Origin of the sequence: Klebsiella sp. CN_Kp073, from assembly GCF_040065495.2 — a bacterium.
Lineage (GTDB): Bacteria > Pseudomonadota > Gammaproteobacteria > Enterobacterales > Enterobacteriaceae > Klebsiella > Klebsiella aerogenes.
Window position 1 is genome coordinate 143,836 of the sequence record NZ_CM198051.1, and the last position, 18,443, is coordinate 162,278.

At 56.8% G+C, this 18,443-nt stretch carries 19 protein-coding genes; 8 read left to right on the forward strand and 11 right to left on the reverse strand.

Features of this window, described 5'->3' with window-relative positions; all coding sequences use genetic code 11:
- Positions 1-132 precede the first annotated feature (132 nt).
- On the forward strand, positions 133-924 hold the full coding sequence (locus ABLV66_RS00725; RefSeq protein WP_045390630.1) for a glycosyltransferase family 2 protein: 792 nt from the start codon (positions 133-135) through the stop codon (positions 922-924).
- 6 nt (positions 925-930) lie between these two features.
- Here the strand turns inward: ABLV66_RS00725 and ABLV66_RS00730 are convergent, their stop codons facing one another.
- Genes ABLV66_RS00730 through gpmM form a run of 3 tightly spaced genes read right to left on the reverse strand, consistent with a single transcriptional unit; the run spans position 931 to position 4,707 of the window.
- Complete coding sequence (locus ABLV66_RS00730) at positions 931-1,878, reverse strand: divergent polysaccharide deacetylase family protein (protein ID WP_348876604.1); 948 nt, start codon at positions 1,876-1,878, stop codon at positions 931-933.
- 3 nt (positions 1,879-1,881) lie between these two features.
- Positions 1,882-3,153, reverse strand: a complete 1,272-nt coding sequence (envC, locus tag ABLV66_RS00735) for a murein hydrolase activator EnvC (RefSeq protein WP_045390637.1) — start codon at positions 3,151-3,153, stop codon at positions 1,882-1,884.
- A 9-nt stretch (positions 3,154-3,162) separates the two neighbouring features.
- On the reverse strand, positions 3,163-4,707 hold the full coding sequence (gene gpmM, locus ABLV66_RS00740) for a 2,3-bisphosphoglycerate-independent phosphoglycerate mutase (RefSeq protein WP_020077692.1): 1,545 nt from the start codon (positions 4,705-4,707) through the stop codon (positions 3,163-3,165).
- Positions 4,708-4,952: 245 nt separating this feature from the next.
- On the opposite strand from gpmM, the gene ABLV66_RS00745 reads away from it, so the two are divergent.
- The 5 genes from ABLV66_RS00745 (at position 4,953) to cysE (ending at position 8,189) form a co-directional block, all read left to right on the forward strand.
- A complete protein-coding gene (locus ABLV66_RS00745) occupies positions 4,953-5,384 on the forward strand; it encodes a rhodanese-like domain-containing protein (protein ID WP_015369178.1) in 432 nt (143 codons plus the stop codon).
- Positions 5,385-5,488: 104 nt separating this feature from the next.
- Positions 5,489-5,740: a glutaredoxin 3 gene (gene grxC, locus ABLV66_RS00750; RefSeq protein ID WP_015369179.1), complete on the forward strand. Its 252-nt coding sequence runs from the start codon at positions 5,489-5,491 to the stop codon at positions 5,738-5,740.
- A 60-nt stretch (positions 5,741-5,800) separates the two neighbouring features.
- A complete protein-coding gene (secB, locus tag ABLV66_RS00755; RefSeq protein ID WP_015369180.1) occupies positions 5,801-6,268 on the forward strand; it encodes a protein-export chaperone SecB in 468 nt (155 codons plus the stop codon).
- Entirely contained in the window at positions 6,268-7,287 is a 1,020-nt protein-coding gene (gene gpsA / locus ABLV66_RS00760) for an NAD(P)H-dependent glycerol-3-phosphate dehydrogenase (RefSeq protein ID WP_015369181.1), read from the forward strand. Before secB ends, gpsA begins: the two co-directional genes overlap by 1 nt.
- 80 nt (positions 7,288-7,367) lie before the next feature.
- Entirely contained in the window at positions 7,368-8,189 is an 822-nt protein-coding gene (gene cysE, locus ABLV66_RS00765; protein WP_004106845.1) for a serine O-acetyltransferase, read from the forward strand.
- 81 nt (positions 8,190-8,270) lie between these two features.
- Here cysE and trmL read toward each other — a convergent pair whose 3' ends face one another.
- The 5 genes from trmL to ABLV66_RS00790 all read right to left on the reverse strand — a co-directional run bounded on the left by trmL (position 8,271) and on the right by ABLV66_RS00790 (position 13,292).
- Positions 8,271-8,744, reverse strand: a complete 474-nt coding sequence (gene trmL, locus ABLV66_RS00770) for a tRNA (uridine(34)/cytosine(34)/5-carboxymethylaminomethyluridine(34)-2'-O)-methyltransferase TrmL (protein WP_045359275.1) — start codon at positions 8,742-8,744, stop codon at positions 8,271-8,273.
- A 275-nt stretch (positions 8,745-9,019) separates the two neighbouring features.
- Positions 9,020-10,204 carry an FMN-dependent L-lactate dehydrogenase LldD gene (gene lldD, locus ABLV66_RS00775; protein ID WP_045390646.1) on the reverse strand — a complete coding sequence of 395 codons (1,185 nt, stop codon included), beginning with the start codon at positions 10,202-10,204 and terminating at the stop codon, positions 9,020-9,022.
- Complete coding sequence (lldR, locus tag ABLV66_RS00780; protein ID WP_015369184.1) at positions 10,204-10,977, reverse strand: transcriptional regulator LldR; 774 nt, start codon at positions 10,975-10,977, stop codon at positions 10,204-10,206. The genes lldD and lldR overlap by 1 nt, the downstream gene beginning before the upstream one ends.
- Positions 10,974-12,629 (reverse strand): L-lactate permease, encoded by a 1,656-nt coding sequence (gene lldP, locus ABLV66_RS00785; RefSeq protein WP_042893619.1) that lies wholly within the window; start codon positions 12,627-12,629, stop codon positions 10,974-10,976. Before lldP ends, lldR begins: the two co-directional genes overlap by 4 nt.
- Positions 12,630-12,929: 300 nt before the next feature.
- Complete coding sequence (locus ABLV66_RS00790) at positions 12,930-13,292, reverse strand: YibL family ribosome-associated protein (RefSeq protein WP_015369186.1); 363 nt, start codon at positions 13,290-13,292, stop codon at positions 12,930-12,932.
- 275 nt (positions 13,293-13,567) lie between these two features.
- Here ABLV66_RS00790 and ABLV66_RS00795 point away from each other — a divergent pair, with 275 nt between their 5' ends.
- Positions 13,568-13,792 carry a hypothetical protein gene (locus ABLV66_RS00795; protein ID WP_045390655.1) on the forward strand — a complete coding sequence of 75 codons (225 nt, stop codon included), beginning with the start codon at positions 13,568-13,570 and terminating at the stop codon, positions 13,790-13,792.
- Here ABLV66_RS00795 and mtlR read toward each other — a convergent pair.
- The 3 genes from mtlR to ABLV66_RS00810 form a co-directional block, all read right to left on the reverse strand.
- Positions 13,781-14,377: a mannitol operon repressor MtlR gene (gene mtlR, locus ABLV66_RS00800; protein WP_045390658.1), complete on the reverse strand. Its 597-nt coding sequence runs from the start codon at positions 14,375-14,377 to the stop codon at positions 13,781-13,783. The genes ABLV66_RS00795 and mtlR overlap by 12 nt on opposite strands.
- The gene (gene mtlD / locus ABLV66_RS00805; RefSeq protein WP_045390661.1) at positions 14,377-15,525 is read right to left on the reverse strand and encodes a mannitol-1-phosphate 5-dehydrogenase; all 1,149 of its coding nucleotides are present in this window, start codon (positions 15,523-15,525) and stop codon (positions 14,377-14,379) included. The genes mtlR and mtlD overlap by 1 nt, the downstream gene beginning before the upstream one ends.
- A 101-nt stretch (positions 15,526-15,626) precedes the next feature.
- On the reverse strand, positions 15,627-17,537 hold the full coding sequence (locus ABLV66_RS00810; protein WP_348876603.1) for a PTS mannitol transporter subunit IICBA: 1,911 nt from the start codon (positions 17,535-17,537) through the stop codon (positions 15,627-15,629).
- Positions 17,538-18,075: 538 nt separating this feature from the next.
- On the opposite strand from ABLV66_RS00810, the gene ABLV66_RS00815 reads away from it, so the two are divergent.
- Entirely contained in the window at positions 18,076-18,441 is a 366-nt protein-coding gene (locus tag ABLV66_RS00815) for a DUF3302 domain-containing protein (RefSeq protein ID WP_348876602.1), read from the forward strand.
- Positions 18,442-18,443: the final 2 nt, after the last annotated feature.

The following is an 18,443-nucleotide window of genomic DNA, read 5'->3' on the forward strand; positions in this document are numbered from 1 at the left end:
TCTCATGGTAGATTTATTTAGATTTGGATAACATTTCTAAAATAATACGCATCTACCGCACTATTTCCGCATCGATCTTTTGCCTATTCGTTTATACAGTTGGTTTACTCTTCGTTTAATCGCATAAACCCTATGTTTAAGCTCTCAGTATGTTTGCTTACCTGTAATTCGGCCCGCTTATTACGGGAAGTCTTGCCGCCGCTGTTGCGGGTGGCGGATGAGTTTATTGTCGTGGATTCAGGCAGTACGGATGAAACGCTGCAGATATGTCAGCAGTTTGGCATAACGGTTCACCATCACCCCTATGCCGCCCATGGCATGCAGATGAACTATGCGACCTCGCTGGCGACCCATGACTGGGTGCTATGTATGGATAGCGATGAAATTCTGGATGAAGAAGTGGTTGCGGCGATTCTGGCGCTTAAGGCGGGAGAGGAACCGGATCCGAGCTGCGCGTGGCGTCTGCCGCGCTACTGGTTCGTGCTTGGCGAGCAGGTGCGGACCATTTATCCCATCTCATCGCCGGATTACCCGGTACGCCTGTTCAACCGTCAGCGTGCCAGCTTTAACCAGCGGCCGGTGGACGATCAGGTGGTCGGCCATCTGACCTCGATAAGGCTGCCGGGCTTTGTCCGCCACGATACCTTCTATTCACTGCATGAGGTGTTTAACAAGCTCAATAGCTATACCACCCGGCTGGTGAAGGCGCAAAAGGTCAGGCCGTCGCTCAGTCGCGGGATTATCAGCGCCATCGGCGCGTTTTTTAAGTGGTATCTGTTCAGCGGCGCGTGGCGTAGCGGTAAGGTGGGGGCTGTCACCGGACTGTATGCCACCTTGTACAGCTTCATGAAGTATTTTAAAGCCTGGTATGCTCACGACGGGAAGCGGCAGGGAACCGTGACGGAGAAGCGCACGGATCCCTGATGAAGATTAGTTGGTGGGGCTATCCCAGCCCTGCCATTTAAGCTGGTAATACTGGACCAGCGCGCTCTGGCTGATGCTTTCGCTGAGAATGCTAAAGAAGCGGCTGGCGTTCACCGGCTCCAGCGGACGCTTCGGTTTGCAGTATTTCACGCCGTGGAACGGGTTACGCGGCTTCTGCTGCTGCGGCACGTTTGGTTGCGCAGGCGTGTTCGGCGTCGAGTTATCGACCTGCGGTTCGTTCAGCAGATTGCTCGGGCGCACCAGCGTGATATCCGGCGGCAGGTTATAAACCATTTGCTGTAGTACCCGCACCGTTGAAGGGTGTGGGTGACCAATGGCGATCGCCGAACCGTTACGCCGCGCCAGCGCGATGGCGCGGTTGAACTGGGTGCGGATGTCCGCCTCGTTCTGGGTATCGTCGAGAAACACTTTGCGTTTAATCACCTTCACGCCGGTCCCCTGGGCGGCGCGCATGGCCTGGGTGTTGCCGATGGTCACGCTATCGAGAAAATAGAGATTGTAGCGTTCCAGCGCCTGCATCACCTTCTGCATGCCGAACAGGTTAGAGGTCATGGCGCTACCCATGTGGTTGTTCAGCCCGACGGCGTAAGGCACTTTCCCGTAAGCCTCACGAATAATACGTTCGATCTCATCGCTGCTCATATCCGGGCGCAGGGTGTCTTTTTCCAGCGGTTGCTTGCTGAGCGGCGCCATCGGCAGGTGGATCAGCACTTCGTGGCCCAGATTATGCGCTTTAGTGGCCATTTCCCGGGCGTGGGGGGCGTTCGGCAGCACGGCAACGGAGATGGTGGGCGGCAGCGCCAGCACCTTATTTTCCGTCTGTGGACGATAGCCGAAATCATCGATAACGATAGAGAGTTTACCGGCGAAAACCGGCGCAGCTATAGTCAGTGAACCGGCTACAGCAAGTGCAATCATGCGAAATTGGAGCAAAACTTATCTTCCCAACCACGGCTGTGGATTGACCGCCTGACCCTGGCGGCGAATTTCGAAATAGAGCGACGGACGACCCTGACCGCCGCTACTGCCTACCAGCGCGATAGCCTGGCCCGCGCGGACCTGGGTACCGACGCTGACCAGCGCGCTTTGGTTATAGCCGTAAAGACTCATGTCGCCTTTGCCGTGTTCAACGACGACCACCAGCCCGTAGCCCTGTAGCCAGTCGGCGAGGATCACCCGACCATCGGCAATGGCTTTGACTTCGGTGCCTTCAGACGCAGCGATAACCATCCCTTTCCAACGTAGTTCACCTTGCAGCTGTTCGCCATAACGATGAAGAATTGTTCCGCGAACCGGCCAGAAGGCCTGCCCGCGCGGCGCGCCGAGGCCGCCGGTTCGCGACATCAGCGAACGTTCGCTTTCGGTTGGTTTATAGGTGGTGCCTTTGCGCGAGGCTTCCTGCTGACGGTCGCGTACCGCCTGGGCATCGCGAGCCTCGCGGTCGGCGCGGGCTTTGGCTGCCGCTTCCGCCTGGGCGATGCGACCGCGCAGGCGCGATTCGTTAGCGCGCAGTTCGCTGAGCTGCTGTTGGCCTTTCTGAATGGAGGATTCGAGGCTGGAGAGCGTCTTTTTACGCTCGTTGCGCGCCTGCTCAAGCTTGGCCTGCTGCGCTTTTTGCTCGTAAACCAGCGTTTGCTGCTGGCTTTGTTTTTCTTCCAGCATCGATTTCTGCACCGCGACTTCTTCACGCGTCTGCTTGAGCTGGGCGATAGTCTCCTGACGGGCCTGGTTAAAGTAACCAAAATAGGCCTGCAGGCGCTGGTTGCGCTGCCCCTCTTCGCCGCTGAGGATCATCTGCATGCCGGTATGCGGCCCCTGGCGGAAGGCGGCATCAAGCTGCGCGGCGAGGTTACGTTCCTGGGAGGCGCGCTGGCGCTCCAGCTTAGCGATAGACGCGTTCATCTCGTCGATCTGCTTATTGAGCTGGTTGAGGGTATCCTGAGTTTCACGCAGCTTACGCGCGGCGGCGGAGATCGCTTCTTCCTGCGCTTTTAGCTGGGCCAGCAGAGAGGAGCGTTGCTGCTGCTGTTGCTGAATCGCGCGCTGTTTGGCGGCGATATCGGCCTGAATGGATTTCAGCTGGTCGCGGTCATCGGCGTGAGCGGATGCGGCGCACAGCAATACGCCAGCGCTAAGCGCGCTGGCGTAAAGAACGGATCGAACAGCCGTTGCGATCCATGTATTTGAATAAGTCGCCTTTCCCCTCATGGGGAAGGATTATTCCACGATGAACAGCGGCTTGCCAGTCATCTCTTGCGGGATTTCCATTCCCATTAGCGACAGCATGGTTGGCGCGATGTCGGAAAGCTTGCCGCCTTCGGCCACTTTCACGGTTTTGTCGCCAACGTAGATCAGCGGAACCGGCAGGTTAGTATGCGCGGTGTGCGCCTGTCCGGTCGCTGGATCGCGCATTTGCTCGGCGTTGCCGTGGTCGGCGGTGATCAGCAGCTGACCGCCGACGGATTCAACGGCCGCAGCCACTTGTTCGATGCAGTGATCCAGCGCTTCAACCGCTTTTACCGCCGCTTCCATCACCCCGGTATGGCCAACCATATCGCCGTTCGGGTAGTTACAGATGATGGTGTCATACTGGCCGCCTTTGATGGCCGCAACCAGTTTCTCGGTCAGCTCGGCGGAACTCATTTCCGGCTGCAGGTCGTAAGTGGCGACCTTCGGCGAGTTAATCAGAATACGGTCTTCGCCTTTGAACGGATCTTCTACGCCGCCGTTAAAGAAGAAGGTCACGTGCGCATATTTCTCGGTTTCGGAGATGCGCAGCTGGGTTTTGTCGTGCTTCGCCATCCACTCGCCGAAAGTGTTAACCAGTGAAGCTGGTGGATAGGCGCAAGCGACTTTGATGTCGGCGGCGTATTCGGTCAGCATCACGAAGTCGAGGTTAACGACTTTCTTACGCGCGAAGCCGTCGAAGTCGGCGTTAACGAAGGCGCGGGTGATTTCGCGCGCGCGGTCAGCGCGGAAGTTCATGAAGATCAGCGCGTCGCCGTCTTCCATCGCGGCATCGGCCTGGCCGGCGGCGCGGATAACGGTCGCTTTGACGAACTCGTCGTTTTCGTCACGGGCATAGGCTGCCTGCAGGCCCGCTACGGCGGTATCGGCCTGGAATTCGCCTTTGGCCAGCGTCATCAGGTCATAGGCTTGTTCTACGCGATCCCAGCGGTTGTCGCGGTCCATGGCGTAGTAGCGACCAATGATAGAGGCGATACGGCCTTTGCCCAGCGCGGTGAATTTAGCTTCGAATTTAGCCAGCGTCGCTTCAGCGCTGCGCGGCGGCGTGTCGCGGCCATCGAGGAAAGCGTGCAGATAGATTTTCTCTGCGCCGCGCTCGGCGGCCAGTTCTACCATCGCCATGATATGGTCTTCGTGGCTGTGAACGCCGCCAGGCGACATCAGGCCCATGATATGTACCGCTTTACCTGCGGCGACGGCTTTGTCGACCGCGCCGGTCAGCACCGGGTTGGCGAAGAAGGTGCGTTCTTTGATTTCAACGTCCAGACGGGTCAGATCCTGATACACGATACGACCCGCGCCGAGGTTTACGTGACCCACTTCGGAGTTACCCATCTGGCGGTCAGGCAGCCCGACTTCCAGACCGGATGCGTCAATCAGGGTGTGCGGACGTTTTGCCCACAGTGCGTCCATTACCGGCGTTTTCGCGCTATAAATGGCGTTATCCTGCTGGTCTTCACGGTAGCCGTAGCCATCCAGAATCACCAGTACCATAGGTTTTTTAGTAACCGACATTGCGACAACCTCATGCTCAAAGACAGAAAATTTGCGTAATTTTACTACAGCTGAATCGATCAAATCACCGTAAAAGATCAAAGAAAGGGAAGGGACGACGCCAGAGCCGATGGCGAAGTCGGCTTTTTTTTCGTGACGGGCCGCAGAAAATACATTACATCGCGCTCACTGGCTGTATTTGCCGCAATGCACAGGTATACTCCTTCCCTGGTTTTTTATCACTTAGTCGGGAGTTGTAACCCCCCATGCAAGAAATTATGCAATTCATCGGCCGTCACCCGGTCCTGAGCATCGCGTGGATCGCGCTGCTGGGTGCGGTACTGTTCACCACCTTTAAGGGCTTGATGTCGAAAGTTAAAGTCATCACCCGTGGTGAAGCGACGCGTCTTATCAACAAAGAAGAAGCCGTTGTTGTCGACCTGCGTCAGCGTGACGACTTCCGTAAAGGCCATATCGCCGGCGCTATCAACCTGCTGCCTGCCGATATCAAAGCAAATAACGTCGGCGAGTTGGAAAAACACAAAGCACAACCCATTATTGTTGTGGATGGGTCCGGCATGCAGGCGCAAGAACCTGCCAGCCTGCTGAATAAAGCCGGATTCGAAAAAGTCTTTGTACTGAAAGAAGGCATCGCAGGCTGGAGCGGCGAGAACCTTCCGCTGGTACGCGGCAAATAATTTACCCCCGCGTCGTTATGGCGCAGCGGTTCCCCCGATAACCTCTCAGGCGGCGGGGAGCCTCTGCGGCGTAAAATCCCTCGGGGTAAAAACAGGAGTGAGTCATGGCCAATATTGAGATCTATACCAAAGCGACCTGCCCGTTCTGCATCCGCGCCAAAGCGCTGCTGAACAGCAAGGGCGTGACGTTCAACGAACTGCCTATCGATGGCGATGCCGCAAAGCGTGAAGAGATGATCCAGCGCAGCGGCCGGACGACGGTTCCGCAGATTTTTATTGATGCGCAGCACATTGGCGGCTGTGACGACTTGTATGCGCTTGATTCACGTGGTGGACTTGATCCCCTCTTGCGCTAATTTTTACGTTTTCCCCATTCAGGGGCCGCGTATTTAAGGACAACACGAAAGGGTTTTACTATGTCAGAACAAAACAGCACCGAAATGACTTTCCAGATTCAGCGCATCTACACCAAAGACGTTTCCTTCGAAGCGCCAAATGCGCCGCAAGTTTTCCAGAAAGATTGGCAGCCGGAAGTTAAACTTGATCTGGATACCGCTTCCAGCCAGCTGGCTGAAGGCGTTTATGAAGTGGTGCTGCGTGTCACCGTAACGGCATCGCTGGGCGAAGAAACCGCATTCCTGTGCGAAGTACAGCAGGGCGGCATCTTCTCCATCGACGGCATCGATGGCAACCAGATGGCGCACTGCCTCGGCGCGTACTGCCCGAACATTCTGTTCCCGTACGCTCGCGAGACTGTTACCAGCCTGGTTTCCCGCGGCACCTTCCCGCAACTCAACCTTGCGCCGGTGAACTTTGACGCGCTGTTTATGAACTATCTGCAACAGCAGGCTGGCGAAGGTGCTGAACAACATCAGGATGCCTGATGAACGCGCTTAATGCTGCAATGACTGTGATCGGTGCCGGCTCTTACGGCACCGCTCTTGCCATCACCCTGGCAAGAAATGGCCACGAGGTTGTCCTCTGGGGCCATGACCCGAAACATATCGCGACGCTGCAACACGATCGCTGCAACGCCGCGTTCCTTCCCGATGTGCCCTTCCCGGACACGCTGCGCCTTGAGAGCGATTTAGCGACGGCGCTGGCCGCCAGCCGCGATATCCTCGTGGTGGTGCCGAGCCACGTCTTCGGTCAGGTTTTGCGCCAGATTAAACCGCTGATGCGTTCAGATGCGCGTCTGGTGTGGGCGACGAAAGGCCTGGAGGCCGAAACTGGCCGTCTGCTGCAGGACGTGGCGCGTGAAGCGCTGGGCGATGACATCCCATTAGCGGTCATCTCCGGTCCGACTTTCGCCAAAGAGCTGGCCGCCGGCCTGCCGACGGCGATTTCTCTGGCGGCGACGGATCCGCAGTTTGCGGAAGACCTTCAGCGCCTGCTGCACTGCGGTAAAAGCTTCCGCGTCTACATCAACCCGGACTTTATCGGCGTGCAGCTGGGCGGCGCGGTGAAAAACGTTATCGCCATCGGCGCCGGGATGTCTGACGGTATCGGCTTTGGCGCGAATGCCCGTACGGCGTTGATCACCCGTGGTCTGGTGGAAATGTCCCGTCTCGGGGCGGCGCTGGGCGCCGATCCGGAAACCTTCATGGGCATGGCCGGGCTGGGCGACCTGGTACTGACTTGTACCGATAACCAATCGCGAAACCGCCGTTTTGGCATGATGCTCGGACAGGGCATGGACGTGCAAAGCGCGCAGGACAAGATTGGCCAGGTGGTTGAAGGCTATCGCAATACCAAAGAGGTTCGCGTTCTGGCGCAGCGTTTAGGCGTCGAAATGCCAATAACCGAGGAAATTTATCAGGTATTGTATTGCGGAAAAATTGCGCGCGAGGCAGCATTGACCTTATTGGGTCGCGCACGCAAGGACGAACGCAGCGCCAACTAGCCGCAGGGAAAGTCTGTTACCTGTATGACCCGGTCAGCGAAGAACTGACCGGTCATAATTCTTACCGTCTGGAGTATGCAATGCCGTGTGAAGAACTGGATATCGTCTGGAACAATATTAAAGCCGAAGCCCGGGCTTTGGCCGACTGTGAGCCGATGCTCGCCAGTTTTTACCACGCAACGCTACTCAAGCACGAAAATCTGGGCAGCGCCCTGAGCTATATGCTGGCGAATAAGCTGGCCTCGCCGATTATGCCCGCTATCGCCATTCGCGAAGTAGTGGAAGAGGCTTATGCCGCTGACCCTGAGATGATCGCTTCCGCCGCCTGTGATATCCAGGCGGTACGTACCCGCGACCCTGCAGTCGATAAATACTCAACGCCGCTGTTGTACCTGAAAGGCTTCCATGCGCTGCAGGCCTACCGCATCGGCCACTGGCTGTGGAATCAGGGGCGCCGCGCGCTGGCTATTTTCCTGCAGAACCAGGTCTCCGTCTCGTTCCAGGTCGATATCCATCCGGCGGCGAAGATTGGCCGTGGGATCATGCTCGACCACGCCACCGGTATCGTGGTCGGTGAAACGGCGGTGATTGAAGACGACGTATCCATTCTGCAGTCCGTGACCCTCGGCGGTACCGGCAAAACCAGCGGCGACCGTCACCCGAAAATTCGCGAAGGCGTGATGATTGGCGCCGGGGCGAAGATCCTCGGCAATATCGAAGTCGGGCGCGGGGCGAAGATTGGCGCCGGTTCCGTGGTGCTGCAACCTGTGCCGCCGCATACCACCGCCGCAGGCGTACCGGCGCGCATCGTCGGTAAGCCGGAGAGCGACAAACCGGCGATGGATATGGATCAGCATTTTAATGGCATCCACCATACCTTCGAGTACGGCGACGGGATTTGATTTATTGCCATTTGCCGCTGTTCAGCTCAGAGAGGTAGCCCGGATAAGGCGCAACGCGCCGCAATCCGGGAACCGCTCAGGTTAGCTGCGTAACACGGCGCCCGGGTATCCCAACTGGCGCCAGGCTTCATACACCACCACCGACACCGCGTTTGACAGGTTCATGCTGCGACTGTCCGGCATCATTGGAATACGGATCTTTTGCTCCGCCGGTAGGGCATCGAGGATGCTGGCCGGCAGGCCGCGCGTTTCCGGACCAAACATCAAGAAATCACCATCCTGATAGCTTACCGCGCTGTGGGCGGGCGTGCCTTTGGTGGTGAGGGCGAACAGGCGCTGCGGCTTCGCGCTGGCGATAAACGCCGCATAATCCGCGTGGCGCTGTACGGCGGTGAACTCGTGATAATCCAACCCGGCGCGTCTCAGGCGTTTATCGTCCCAGGTAAAGCCCATTGGCTCAATGATATGTAAATTGAAGCCGGTGTTGGCGCACAGGCGGATGATATTGCCGGTGTTCGGCGGGATTTCTGGTTCGAATAACACGATGTTCAGCATACTGCCCCCTTAATTGCGGGGGGCAGAATAGCAGATATTTGCCGAACCCTCACCCCGACCCTCTCCCAGAGGGAGAGGGAGAAACCGATGCCAGCCGGACGGTCTCTCTCCCTTTGGGAGAGGGGAAAACCGATGCCAGCCGGACGGTCTCTCTCCCTTTGGGAGAGGGAGAAACCGATGCCAGCCGGACGGTCTCTTTCCCTTTGGGAGAGGGAGAAAACCGATGCCAGCCGGATGATCCACTCTCCCTTTTGGAGAGGGGGAGAGTGAGGGACTTACGCGGCGTTGCCCTGCTTGAGCGCATCAAAGGTCTGCAGCGCTTCGGCATTCTGCACCAGCGAATCGCGGCTGATTTCACTGATGGATTTCGCCCCGGTCAGCGTCATCGCCACTTTCATCTCTTTCTCGATAAGATTGAGCAGATTCGCCACCCCCTGCTTGCCGTGGGTCGCCAGCGCGTACAGATACGCGCGGCCCAGCAGCACGCTGTCGGCGCCAAGGGCGATCATCCGCACCACGTCGAGACCGTTGCGGATGCCGCTGTCGGCGAGAATAGTGATGTCGCCTTTAACCGCATCGGCAATGGCGGGCAGGGCGCGGGCGGAAGAGAGCACGCCGTCAAGCTGGCGGCCACCGTGGTTGGAGACGACAATGCCGTCAGCGCCGAAGCGCACCGCGTCGCGGGCGTCCTCCGGGTCGAGGATCCCTTTGATCACCATCGGGCCGTCCCAGAAATCGCGGATCCACTCCAGGTCTTTCCATGAAATTGACGGATCGAAATTATTCGCCAGCCAGCCGATGTAATCCTCAAGACCGGTCGGTTTGCCGAGATAGGCGGAGATATTACCCAGATCGTGCGGGCGTCCGTTGAGGCCGACGTCCCATGCCCACTGTGGATGAGTGACGGCCTGCCAGTAGCGGCGCATGGCAGCGTTCGGACCGCTCATGCCAGAATGGGCGTCGCGATAGCGCGCGCCGGGGGTCGGCATATCCACGGTAAAGACCAGCGTGGAGCAGCCTGCGGCTTTAGCGCGCTCCAGCGCATTGCGCATAAATCCGCGATCGCGCAGGACGTACAGCTGGAACCACATCGGGCGTTTGATGGTCGGGGCGACCTCTTCAATCGGGCAAACGGAAACGGTAGAGAGGGTAAACGGGATGCCTTTGTCGTCTGCCGCACCCGCCGCCTGCACTTCGCCGCGGCGCGCGTACATGCCACATAGCCCGACCGGCGCCAGCGCCGTCGGCATTGACAGCTTCTCGTTGAATAACGTGGTTTCCAGGCTCAAATCCGACATATTGCGCAGAATGCGCTGGCGGAGCGCCACGTCGGAGAGGTCTTCAACGTTACGGCGCAGGGTGTGTTCGGCGTAGGCGCCGCCGTCGATATAGTGGAACAGAAACGGCGGCAGGATACGCTGTGCGGCGGCGCGATAGTCGCTGGCGGCGGAAATAATCATCACGAGTTCTCCCTGGAATTTTCATTGTGGTCACCGGGCAGGCGGGTAATGCGCGCCTGGCGGGCCTGGTCTTCATCAAAACGTTTAATGGTGGCGTGGACAAAACCGAGGTGGGCCATCATCGCCTGGCGCGCGCCTTCCGCGTCGCCGGCGAAGATCGCTTCCATCACCGCCTGATGTTGTTCGGTCAGACGCGCGAACACCGGCGGCACCAGATACATGCGCTGGCGGCTCTGCTTCACCGAGGATTGCAGAAGCTCGAAGAAACCGCGCATGGTTTGCAGCAGCACCACGTTATGCGAGGCTTCAGCGATCGCCAGGTGGAAGCGAACATCCGCCTGTGAGGCGAGATCCGGGTCATCGCTGAGGGTGGCTTCAAAACAGAGGCGTATTTTTTCTTTTTCGGCGTCGGTGGCCCGCATCGCCGCATGCCAGGCGGTGCTGGCTTCAATAGCGTGGCGGGCTTCGAGAATATCAAAACTGTAGTCGGGGTCGTCGGCGAGCAGCGTTTTCAGCGGCTGGACGATGTTTTGCTCCGACCAGGGCTCATGCTGCCAGCGCACGAAGGTGCCGCCGCCGCGACGGCTAAGCAGCACCCCTTCGTTGACCAGCATCGCCAGCGCTTCACGCAGCGAATTGCGTGAAACACCGAGCTGGACGGCAAGCTGGCGCTCGGCGGGCAAACGCATGCCCGCCTCCAGCTGTTGTTCTTCTATCAGCGCCCGGACGCGATTTGCGACGTCGTCAGCCAGGCGTTTTGGCATCACTTTCACGGAATCATCCAGGTTAAGACATACGCCTGTAGCGTGGTAATCAGGCCCACCATGCAGGTGAATATCAGACTGTGCTTGACGGTAAAGCGGAACAGATCCGACTCTTTACCCACCAGGCCTACCGCGGCGCAGGCAATGGCGATCGACTGTGGCGAAATCATCTTGCCCGTCACCCCACCGGTGGTATTCGCGGCGACCAGCAGAATATCGGAGACGCCGATTTGCTGGGCTGCCGTCGCCTGCAGCGCGGCGAATAGCGCGTTAGACGAGGTATCCGAACCGGTCAGGAAGACCCCCAGCCAGCCGAGGAACGGCGAGAAGAAGGTAAACGCGTGGCCGGTATGCGCCAGCGCCAACGCCAGCGTCGATGACAGCCCGGAGTAGTTCGAGATAAAGGCGAACGCCAGCACCATGCCGATGGAGTAAATCGGCAGCGCCAGCTCTTTCAGCGTCCCGGCGAAGGTGGTCAGCGCATCCTTTGGCTTCATACGCAGCCAGACGATAGACAGTATAGCGGCGAACAGAATGGCGGTGCCGGTTGCCGACAGCCAGTCGAATTTATACACCGCGGCGTATGGCGTCGCGGCGCTCACCACCGGCGGCATACGGGCGACCATTTTGTCGAGGAACGGTACCGAAATATTAACCACGAAGTCATACATCGCCCCGCCCGGCGCAAACAGCGCTTTAAACGGCGGCACGCTCCACAGGGTGACGGTAGCGGTGAGGAACAGGAACGGCGACCAGGCGCGAATGACCTGACCGGCGGTGTAATGCGTGCGCGCCAGGGTTTGATCAACCTGCGCGGCGCCCATATCGCCAAAGCGGAAGATACGTACCGGCTGCCAGCGTTTGAGGAACAGCGTCAGGCATACCAGCGACACCAGCGAAGAGATGATGTCCGGCAGTTCCGGGCCGAGGAAGTTGGAGCTGAGGTACTGCGCGATGGCGAACGAACCACCCGCGACCATCACCGCCGGCCACGTCTCTTTCACCCCGCGCCAGCCGTCCATAATCGCCATGATCCAGAACAGCACGATAATGGTCAGGAACGGCAGCTGACGGCCAACCATCTGGCCGATGGCGAAGCTATCGATGCCGGTGACCTGGCCGGCGACCAGAATCGGGATCCCCATGGCGCCGAAAGCCACCGGCGCGGTGTTAACAATCAGGCACAGCCCGGCGGCGTACAGCGGATTGAAGCCGAGCCCGACCAGCAGCGCGGCGGTAATCGCCACCGGCGCGCCGAAACCAGCGGCCCCTTCGAGGAAGGCGCCAAAGGAGAAGCCGACAATCAGCATCTGCAGGCGCTGATCCGGCGTAATCGAAAGAATCGACGAGCGGATAATGTCGAACTGCCCGGTCTTCACCGAGATTTTATAGACGAAGACCGCGGCGATAATAATCCACGCGATAGGCCACAGGCCGTAGAAGAAGCCGTATACCACCGACGATAAGGCGCGATCGACCGGCATTTTGTAGAACAGCAGGGCGACAAGCAGCGCGATGGCAACGGTCCAGGTGGCGGCGATATAGCCTTTAAGCTTGAGCTTAATCAGGGCGAAAAAGAAAAACAGAATCGGCAGTGAGGCGATAAGGCTCGATAGCCAGATATTACCAGCCGGATCGTAATTTTGTTGCCAGAGGTTCATGCAGGTCTCCATCGGGCCACATCCAGTGCGTCAGGTTGGGTCTGCGCCCATTGCCGATCACACTGTTTGTAAAATTGGCCCAGCCAAATTGCGATTGTAGGGTTAACGACAATTGATGGTTAACCAAATGTTATGACGTGGCAACGCGTTTGTGATGCAAAGTGATGGATATGTGAACCGATTGACGGTTTAAGAAATAATTGGTTGGGCCAATTTGATGGGGAAGGAGAAATTGGCTGTGAGTTCACGGCCCGGTAGGGCTACCGGGTAATAGACGACGAACTCACAGCGGACAAAAGATTAAAACTCGCTCTTCGCGAAGCCGGTCATCTCTTTGAGGCCCATTTCGCGGCCCAGCGCGGTCATCGGGTGGACGACAACCAGTCCGCGCACGCTTTTCTTCAGCTTGCCCATATCGGCCTGCTCTTTCTTGGTAATAGCGCGACGGTGCGGCATGCTCATCAGCTTCTGCGCTTCTTTGCTCAGCTTCTGCGACTGGACGGAACGCAGACGTTCGATTTCCGTTTCCAGGGTCGCTTTTTCTTTTTCCAGCTCCGCGTATTTATCGGCGGCTTCGACCAGCGACAGGTCGGCCTGCTGGTGGCGGATGGCGTCGAGACGGTCGCTCAAACGCTTGATTTCATTCTTTTCGACTTCTTTCATGGTAATTTTATCTGTGAATAAAAGGGCTTCGACGTTACATAGTATGGGCCGGGCGGGCCTTTGTTGATAGTTTTTTATCGAAATACTCGCGGCTATACGGCCATAAGCATGAGACCAGATAGATTATAATTATTTGAAAAATAATGATATTGTCGTTTTAATTAAGCTGTTTGTCATTTTTGTGAAGCCTGACGGCCATTCCGCACGTTTTCCTCAACTTGCTCCCTTTTTTTCGCCAATCCTTAATAAGATCCCCCTGAACAGAGGAGAGCGTGATGGCGAAAATCGGCGACGGCGTACCACGTATCATCGATAAAACGGTAGATTTCATGGCCTCGAGCCAGGCGTTTATGGAATATCTGAAAAAATGCCCGCGTTTACAGCGGATACCGCGCGATATTCCTGAGGATAAAAAGGAGCTATTCCTGAGTCGTCTGGAGTATTACCGGCAGCTGTACCGGCCGACGTGCGACCAGCAAGAAACGGAGTCAGAGCGTTGATTTCTGGAAGGCTTTTTTTAAGCTGATTCGAGAAATCAGCTCAGTCAGAGACAACACCATCGTTGAACGTACCATCTGCTGGTAGCGCAGTTTCTGCATTGCCAGCAGTTCCCTATCGCTCTCATCAAATAGCGGCGTCGGCGGAAGCGCGGCGACGCAGTGCAGTTCGCCTAACGGCCCGAGAATTTCATCATCGGTGAAAGTGTACTCATTACCGTCATGATTGAGCTCTTCACGCAGCGCCATCAATAGCTCGGCATCTTCGTATTCGGCGCGGCTTATCACCCCAAGGCCGTAGATAAGCTTCAGGCGTACGGAAAGGTCGCCCAGCGGCCCACTGCCGTCCAGCAATGGCTCCACTGCGTATTTCACCGCGTAATCGTCTTTGCGGAATACCTGAAGTACCAGAATATTGACCGCCTCCGTCAGGAGTTCGACGGCGGCTATCAGGAAACTTCTTACGGTCTTACCAGCATTTAAACGCTCAAGTACGCGGTTTTCAAATGCCTGTGTTTCTTCCATTATTGCCTGCATATCGGACAGGAGTGGTATTGGGCGCGGCATCGGCCGCGCCAGGTTGTACATCATTTTACCGCGTTGTAGTCGTTAACGGCTTCCGCCACTACCGCGCTTGCCGCATCCAGGCCGGAAATCTGCGCCAGCGCGGCCTGTGGGCCTTTTTCGCTAATCAGCGCCGCCAGCTCCTGCGCCTGCGGATCGTCTTCGCTGCGGAAATGCATCGCCGCGGCAATCCCTTTTACCAGGTTCCGGTGCGGCAGGCCGTATTCCAGCGTGCCAAGCAGCGGCTTGATCAAACGATCGCCCGCGCTCAGTTTACGCAGCGGCTGGCGGCCGACGCGCTCCACATCATCTTTCAGATACGGGTTCTCAAAGCGACCAAGGATTTTCTGGATATAAGCCGCGTGTTTCTGCGCATCAAAGCTGTAGCGTTTGATCAGCACCGCGCCGCTCTCTTCCATTGCGCCTTTTACGACGGCGCGAATGTTCTCATCAAGAATCGCGTCGCGAATCGTTTGATGGCCCGCCAGTTTCCCGAGGTAGGCGGTTATAGCATGCCCGGTGTTTAAGGTGAATAGCTTACGTTCGACAAATGCCATCAGGTTATCGGTTAATTCCATTCCTGGGATGTTCGGCAGCTCGCCCTTAAACTGGGTTTTATCCACAATCCATTCGCTGAAGGTTTCAACGGTGACTTCCAGCGGATCGTTGGTGGCGGAAGCCGACGGCGGCACGATACGGTCTACGGCGGAATCGACGAAGCCGATATGCGCTTCAACCCACGATTTATCTTCTTCCGCCAGCGCGTTAAACACATGGCCTTTCAGCTGGGTGGTGCCGCGCACCATGTTTTCGCAGGCGATGATATTCAGCGGGCGTTCAATACCCTGCGCTTTGCGTTTCACCAGGCCTTTGGCGATGGCCGGAGCGATACGCTCCAGAACGACGGGACCGACGGCGGTGGTCACCAGGTCGACATCGGCGATCAGATCCACCACTTCATCGCCAATGCTGCTGACGGCATTCACGCCGGAGACGGTGTCAACCTGTTCGTTTTCGCCCACTACGTGAACCTGATAGCTATGACGGGCATTCAGGGCGTCAAGGACCACCTGATTGACATCGGCGAACGTGAGGGTGATACCGGCGTCAGCCAGCAGTTTGCCAATGAAGCCACGTCCGATATTACCTGCGCCAAAATGTAATGCTTTCATAGTATTAACCTTCAATTAATGTTTTTACCTGAGAGGGCTGGGGTGAGGCTTTTCCCTCACCCCAACCCTCTCCCAAAGGGAGAGGGCGTGGAGCGTTGTGGTTATTTATTCAGCAACGACAGGGCTTCTTCGACGCTGGTGGTTTTCGCCAGCCGCTCAATCACGGTTTCATCATCCAGCGCGTTGGTAAGGCTAGTGATAACGTGAATGTGTTCGTTGTTGCGAGCGGCGATACCGATGACCAGACGCGCGACTTCATCTTCTTCTTCGCCGAAGCGCACGCCTTCCGGATACTGGCAGAAGACGACGCCGGTTTTCAGCACCCGGTCTTTCGCTTCGATGGTACCGTGCGGTACGGCGATGGATTCGCCAAGATAGGTCGAGGTCAGCTTCTCGCGGTCAAGCATCGCCTGCACGTATTCCGGCTCAACGTATCCGCCTTTCACCAGTTGTTCACCGGCGAAGCGAATCGCCTCTTCTTTGGTGGCCGCTTTACGCCCCAGGAAGATGTTATCCGCGCCCAGCTGGAACAGATTTTTGTCGTCATTATCAAAGCTATCTTTCAGGCTATCGGTGACCTTTACTTCGTTGTCGATGTGGCGCTGCGCCGCAACCAGACGCTCGGTCAGGCTGGTGTACAGGCCGCTGTCGAGGAAGTTGGTCAGCGAAATATGCTGCGCCTGCGGTACCTGGCGCATGGCGCGCTCGGTCAGGTCGCGGTGGGTGATCACCAGGTCGACATCCGGCGGCAGATTGTTAATCGCGCTGTTGGTGACCGAAATGTTGCTCAGTCCGGCATCCTGCACCTTCTTACGCAGTACCCCGGCGCCCATGGCGCTGGAACCCATACCGGCGTCGCAGGCAACGATGATTTTACGCACGTGGCTCAGGTCGTTAGCCACGTCGCCCGCGGCCAGCGGCGTCGCCGCGCCTTTGGACTCGGCTTTCATGTCGTGCATGCGACGGGTTGCGGCTTCGATATCGTCTTCTTCCTTCACTTTGCTGGTTTTCAGCAGGATGGCAGAGACAATAAAGGAGACCGCCATCGCCGCAATAATGGCCGCGATGTTAGCGAAGTAGGCGCCTTTTGGCGTCATCGCCAGTACCGCCAGAATGGAACCTGGGGAAGCCGGAGAAACCAGGCCGCCGTTGAGGATAGTCAGGGTGAAGACGCCGGTCATACCGCCGAGGATAACGGCCAGAATCAGACGCGGGTTCATCAGCACGTACGGGAAGTAAATTTCGTGAATACCGCCCAGGAAGTGAATGATTGCCGCACCGCCCGCAGACTGCTTCGCGCTGCCGCGGCCAAAGAACATATACGCCAGCAGGACGCCCATCCCCGGACCCGGGTTAGCTTCAATCAGGAAGAAGATGGATTTGCCAAGCTCATGGGACTGCTGAATACCCAGCGGCGAGAAGATACCGTGGTTAATCGCGTTATTGAGGAACAGGATTTTCGCCGGTTCAACAAAGATAGACGCCAGCGGCAGCATGTCGTGCGCCACCATGAAGTTAACGCCGGCCGCCAGCAGTTTTGACAGCACTTCAACCGCCGGGCCAATGCCGAGGAACGCCAGAATGGCAAGGATCATCCCGATGATACCGGCGGAGAAGTTATTCACCAGCATTTCGAAACCGGATTTGATCTTACCGTCTACCCAGGCGTCAAATTTCTTGATGCAGTAGCCGCCGAGCGGACCGGCGATCATCGAACCGAGGAACATCGGCATATCCGCGCCGACGATAACGCCCATGGTGGTGATAGCGCCGACGACGCCGCCGCGTTCGCCGCCCACCAGTTTACCGCCGGTATAACCGATCAGCAGCGGCAGCAGATAGGTGATCATCGGGCCGACCAGCTTCGCCAGCGTCTCGTTCGGCAACCACCCTGTTGGAATAAATAACGCGGTGATAATCCCCCACGCGATAAACGCGCCGATATTCGGCATCACCATATTGCTGAGGAAACGACCAAAGCTTTGCACTTTGATCTTGATATCGGATGACATAAAACACCCCTTCTTCTGTTTTGCTTATCGCGCAGGCTGAACGCCCGAGGTTTGTTGTTAATGTGGCGGCAGAGGTAGCCGGACCCTGATTGATAGTGCGAAATCTGGCACTGAATCGTTAAGCTGTCCAGCAAGTGACTTTTTATGTGATGTGCATCACATGAATATAGGGGGCTGGTACTTATATGTAGTGATCGCAATCACAAAAATGATGTGTAAAAAAACAACAACACGTAATGGGAGGCCATAAATCGCATATTTATGTGGTGTTTGTCACATTATAACTTTGCTGTTTTGTTATTTGTTTGTGATATACGTCACAAAATATTTTGCGCTCAATTCCGTCATGTGTGATCTGCGGCAGGTTCTGTCTTCCCCAGCGGCCAACGATGTAACTTTGCAACTCGCCTGCATGAAGAACATTTTTTGCCGCTAATGGCGGAAATGAATACGGTGAATTATGCTCAAATTGTCAGCCAGGCGCCGCTTCGCGGTCGCTCACAATTCCAATAATCTATTAGCGTGAATCGAGGAAATTATGTTTCTCAATTATTTTGCGCTGGGCGTTCTGATCTTCGTTTTTCTGGTTATTTTTTACGGGATTATTATTTTGCACGATATTCCGTACCTGATTGCGAAGAAACGTAATCATCCGCACTCTGACGCAATTCACGTCGCGGGGTGGGTCAGCCTGTTTACGCTGCACGTAATATGGCCATTTTTATGGATCTGGGCCACCCTCTATCAGCCGGAGCGCGGCTGGGGAATGCAGCATAAGCCGAATGAAGCAGGGGCTGATGATGCCGACAGCGAGCTGGCGCAGCTCAATCAGCGTATCGCTGAACTCGAACATAAAATCGCGCATCTGCAGCCGACAGCGCCGCCATCCTCGACGGAGAAATAATC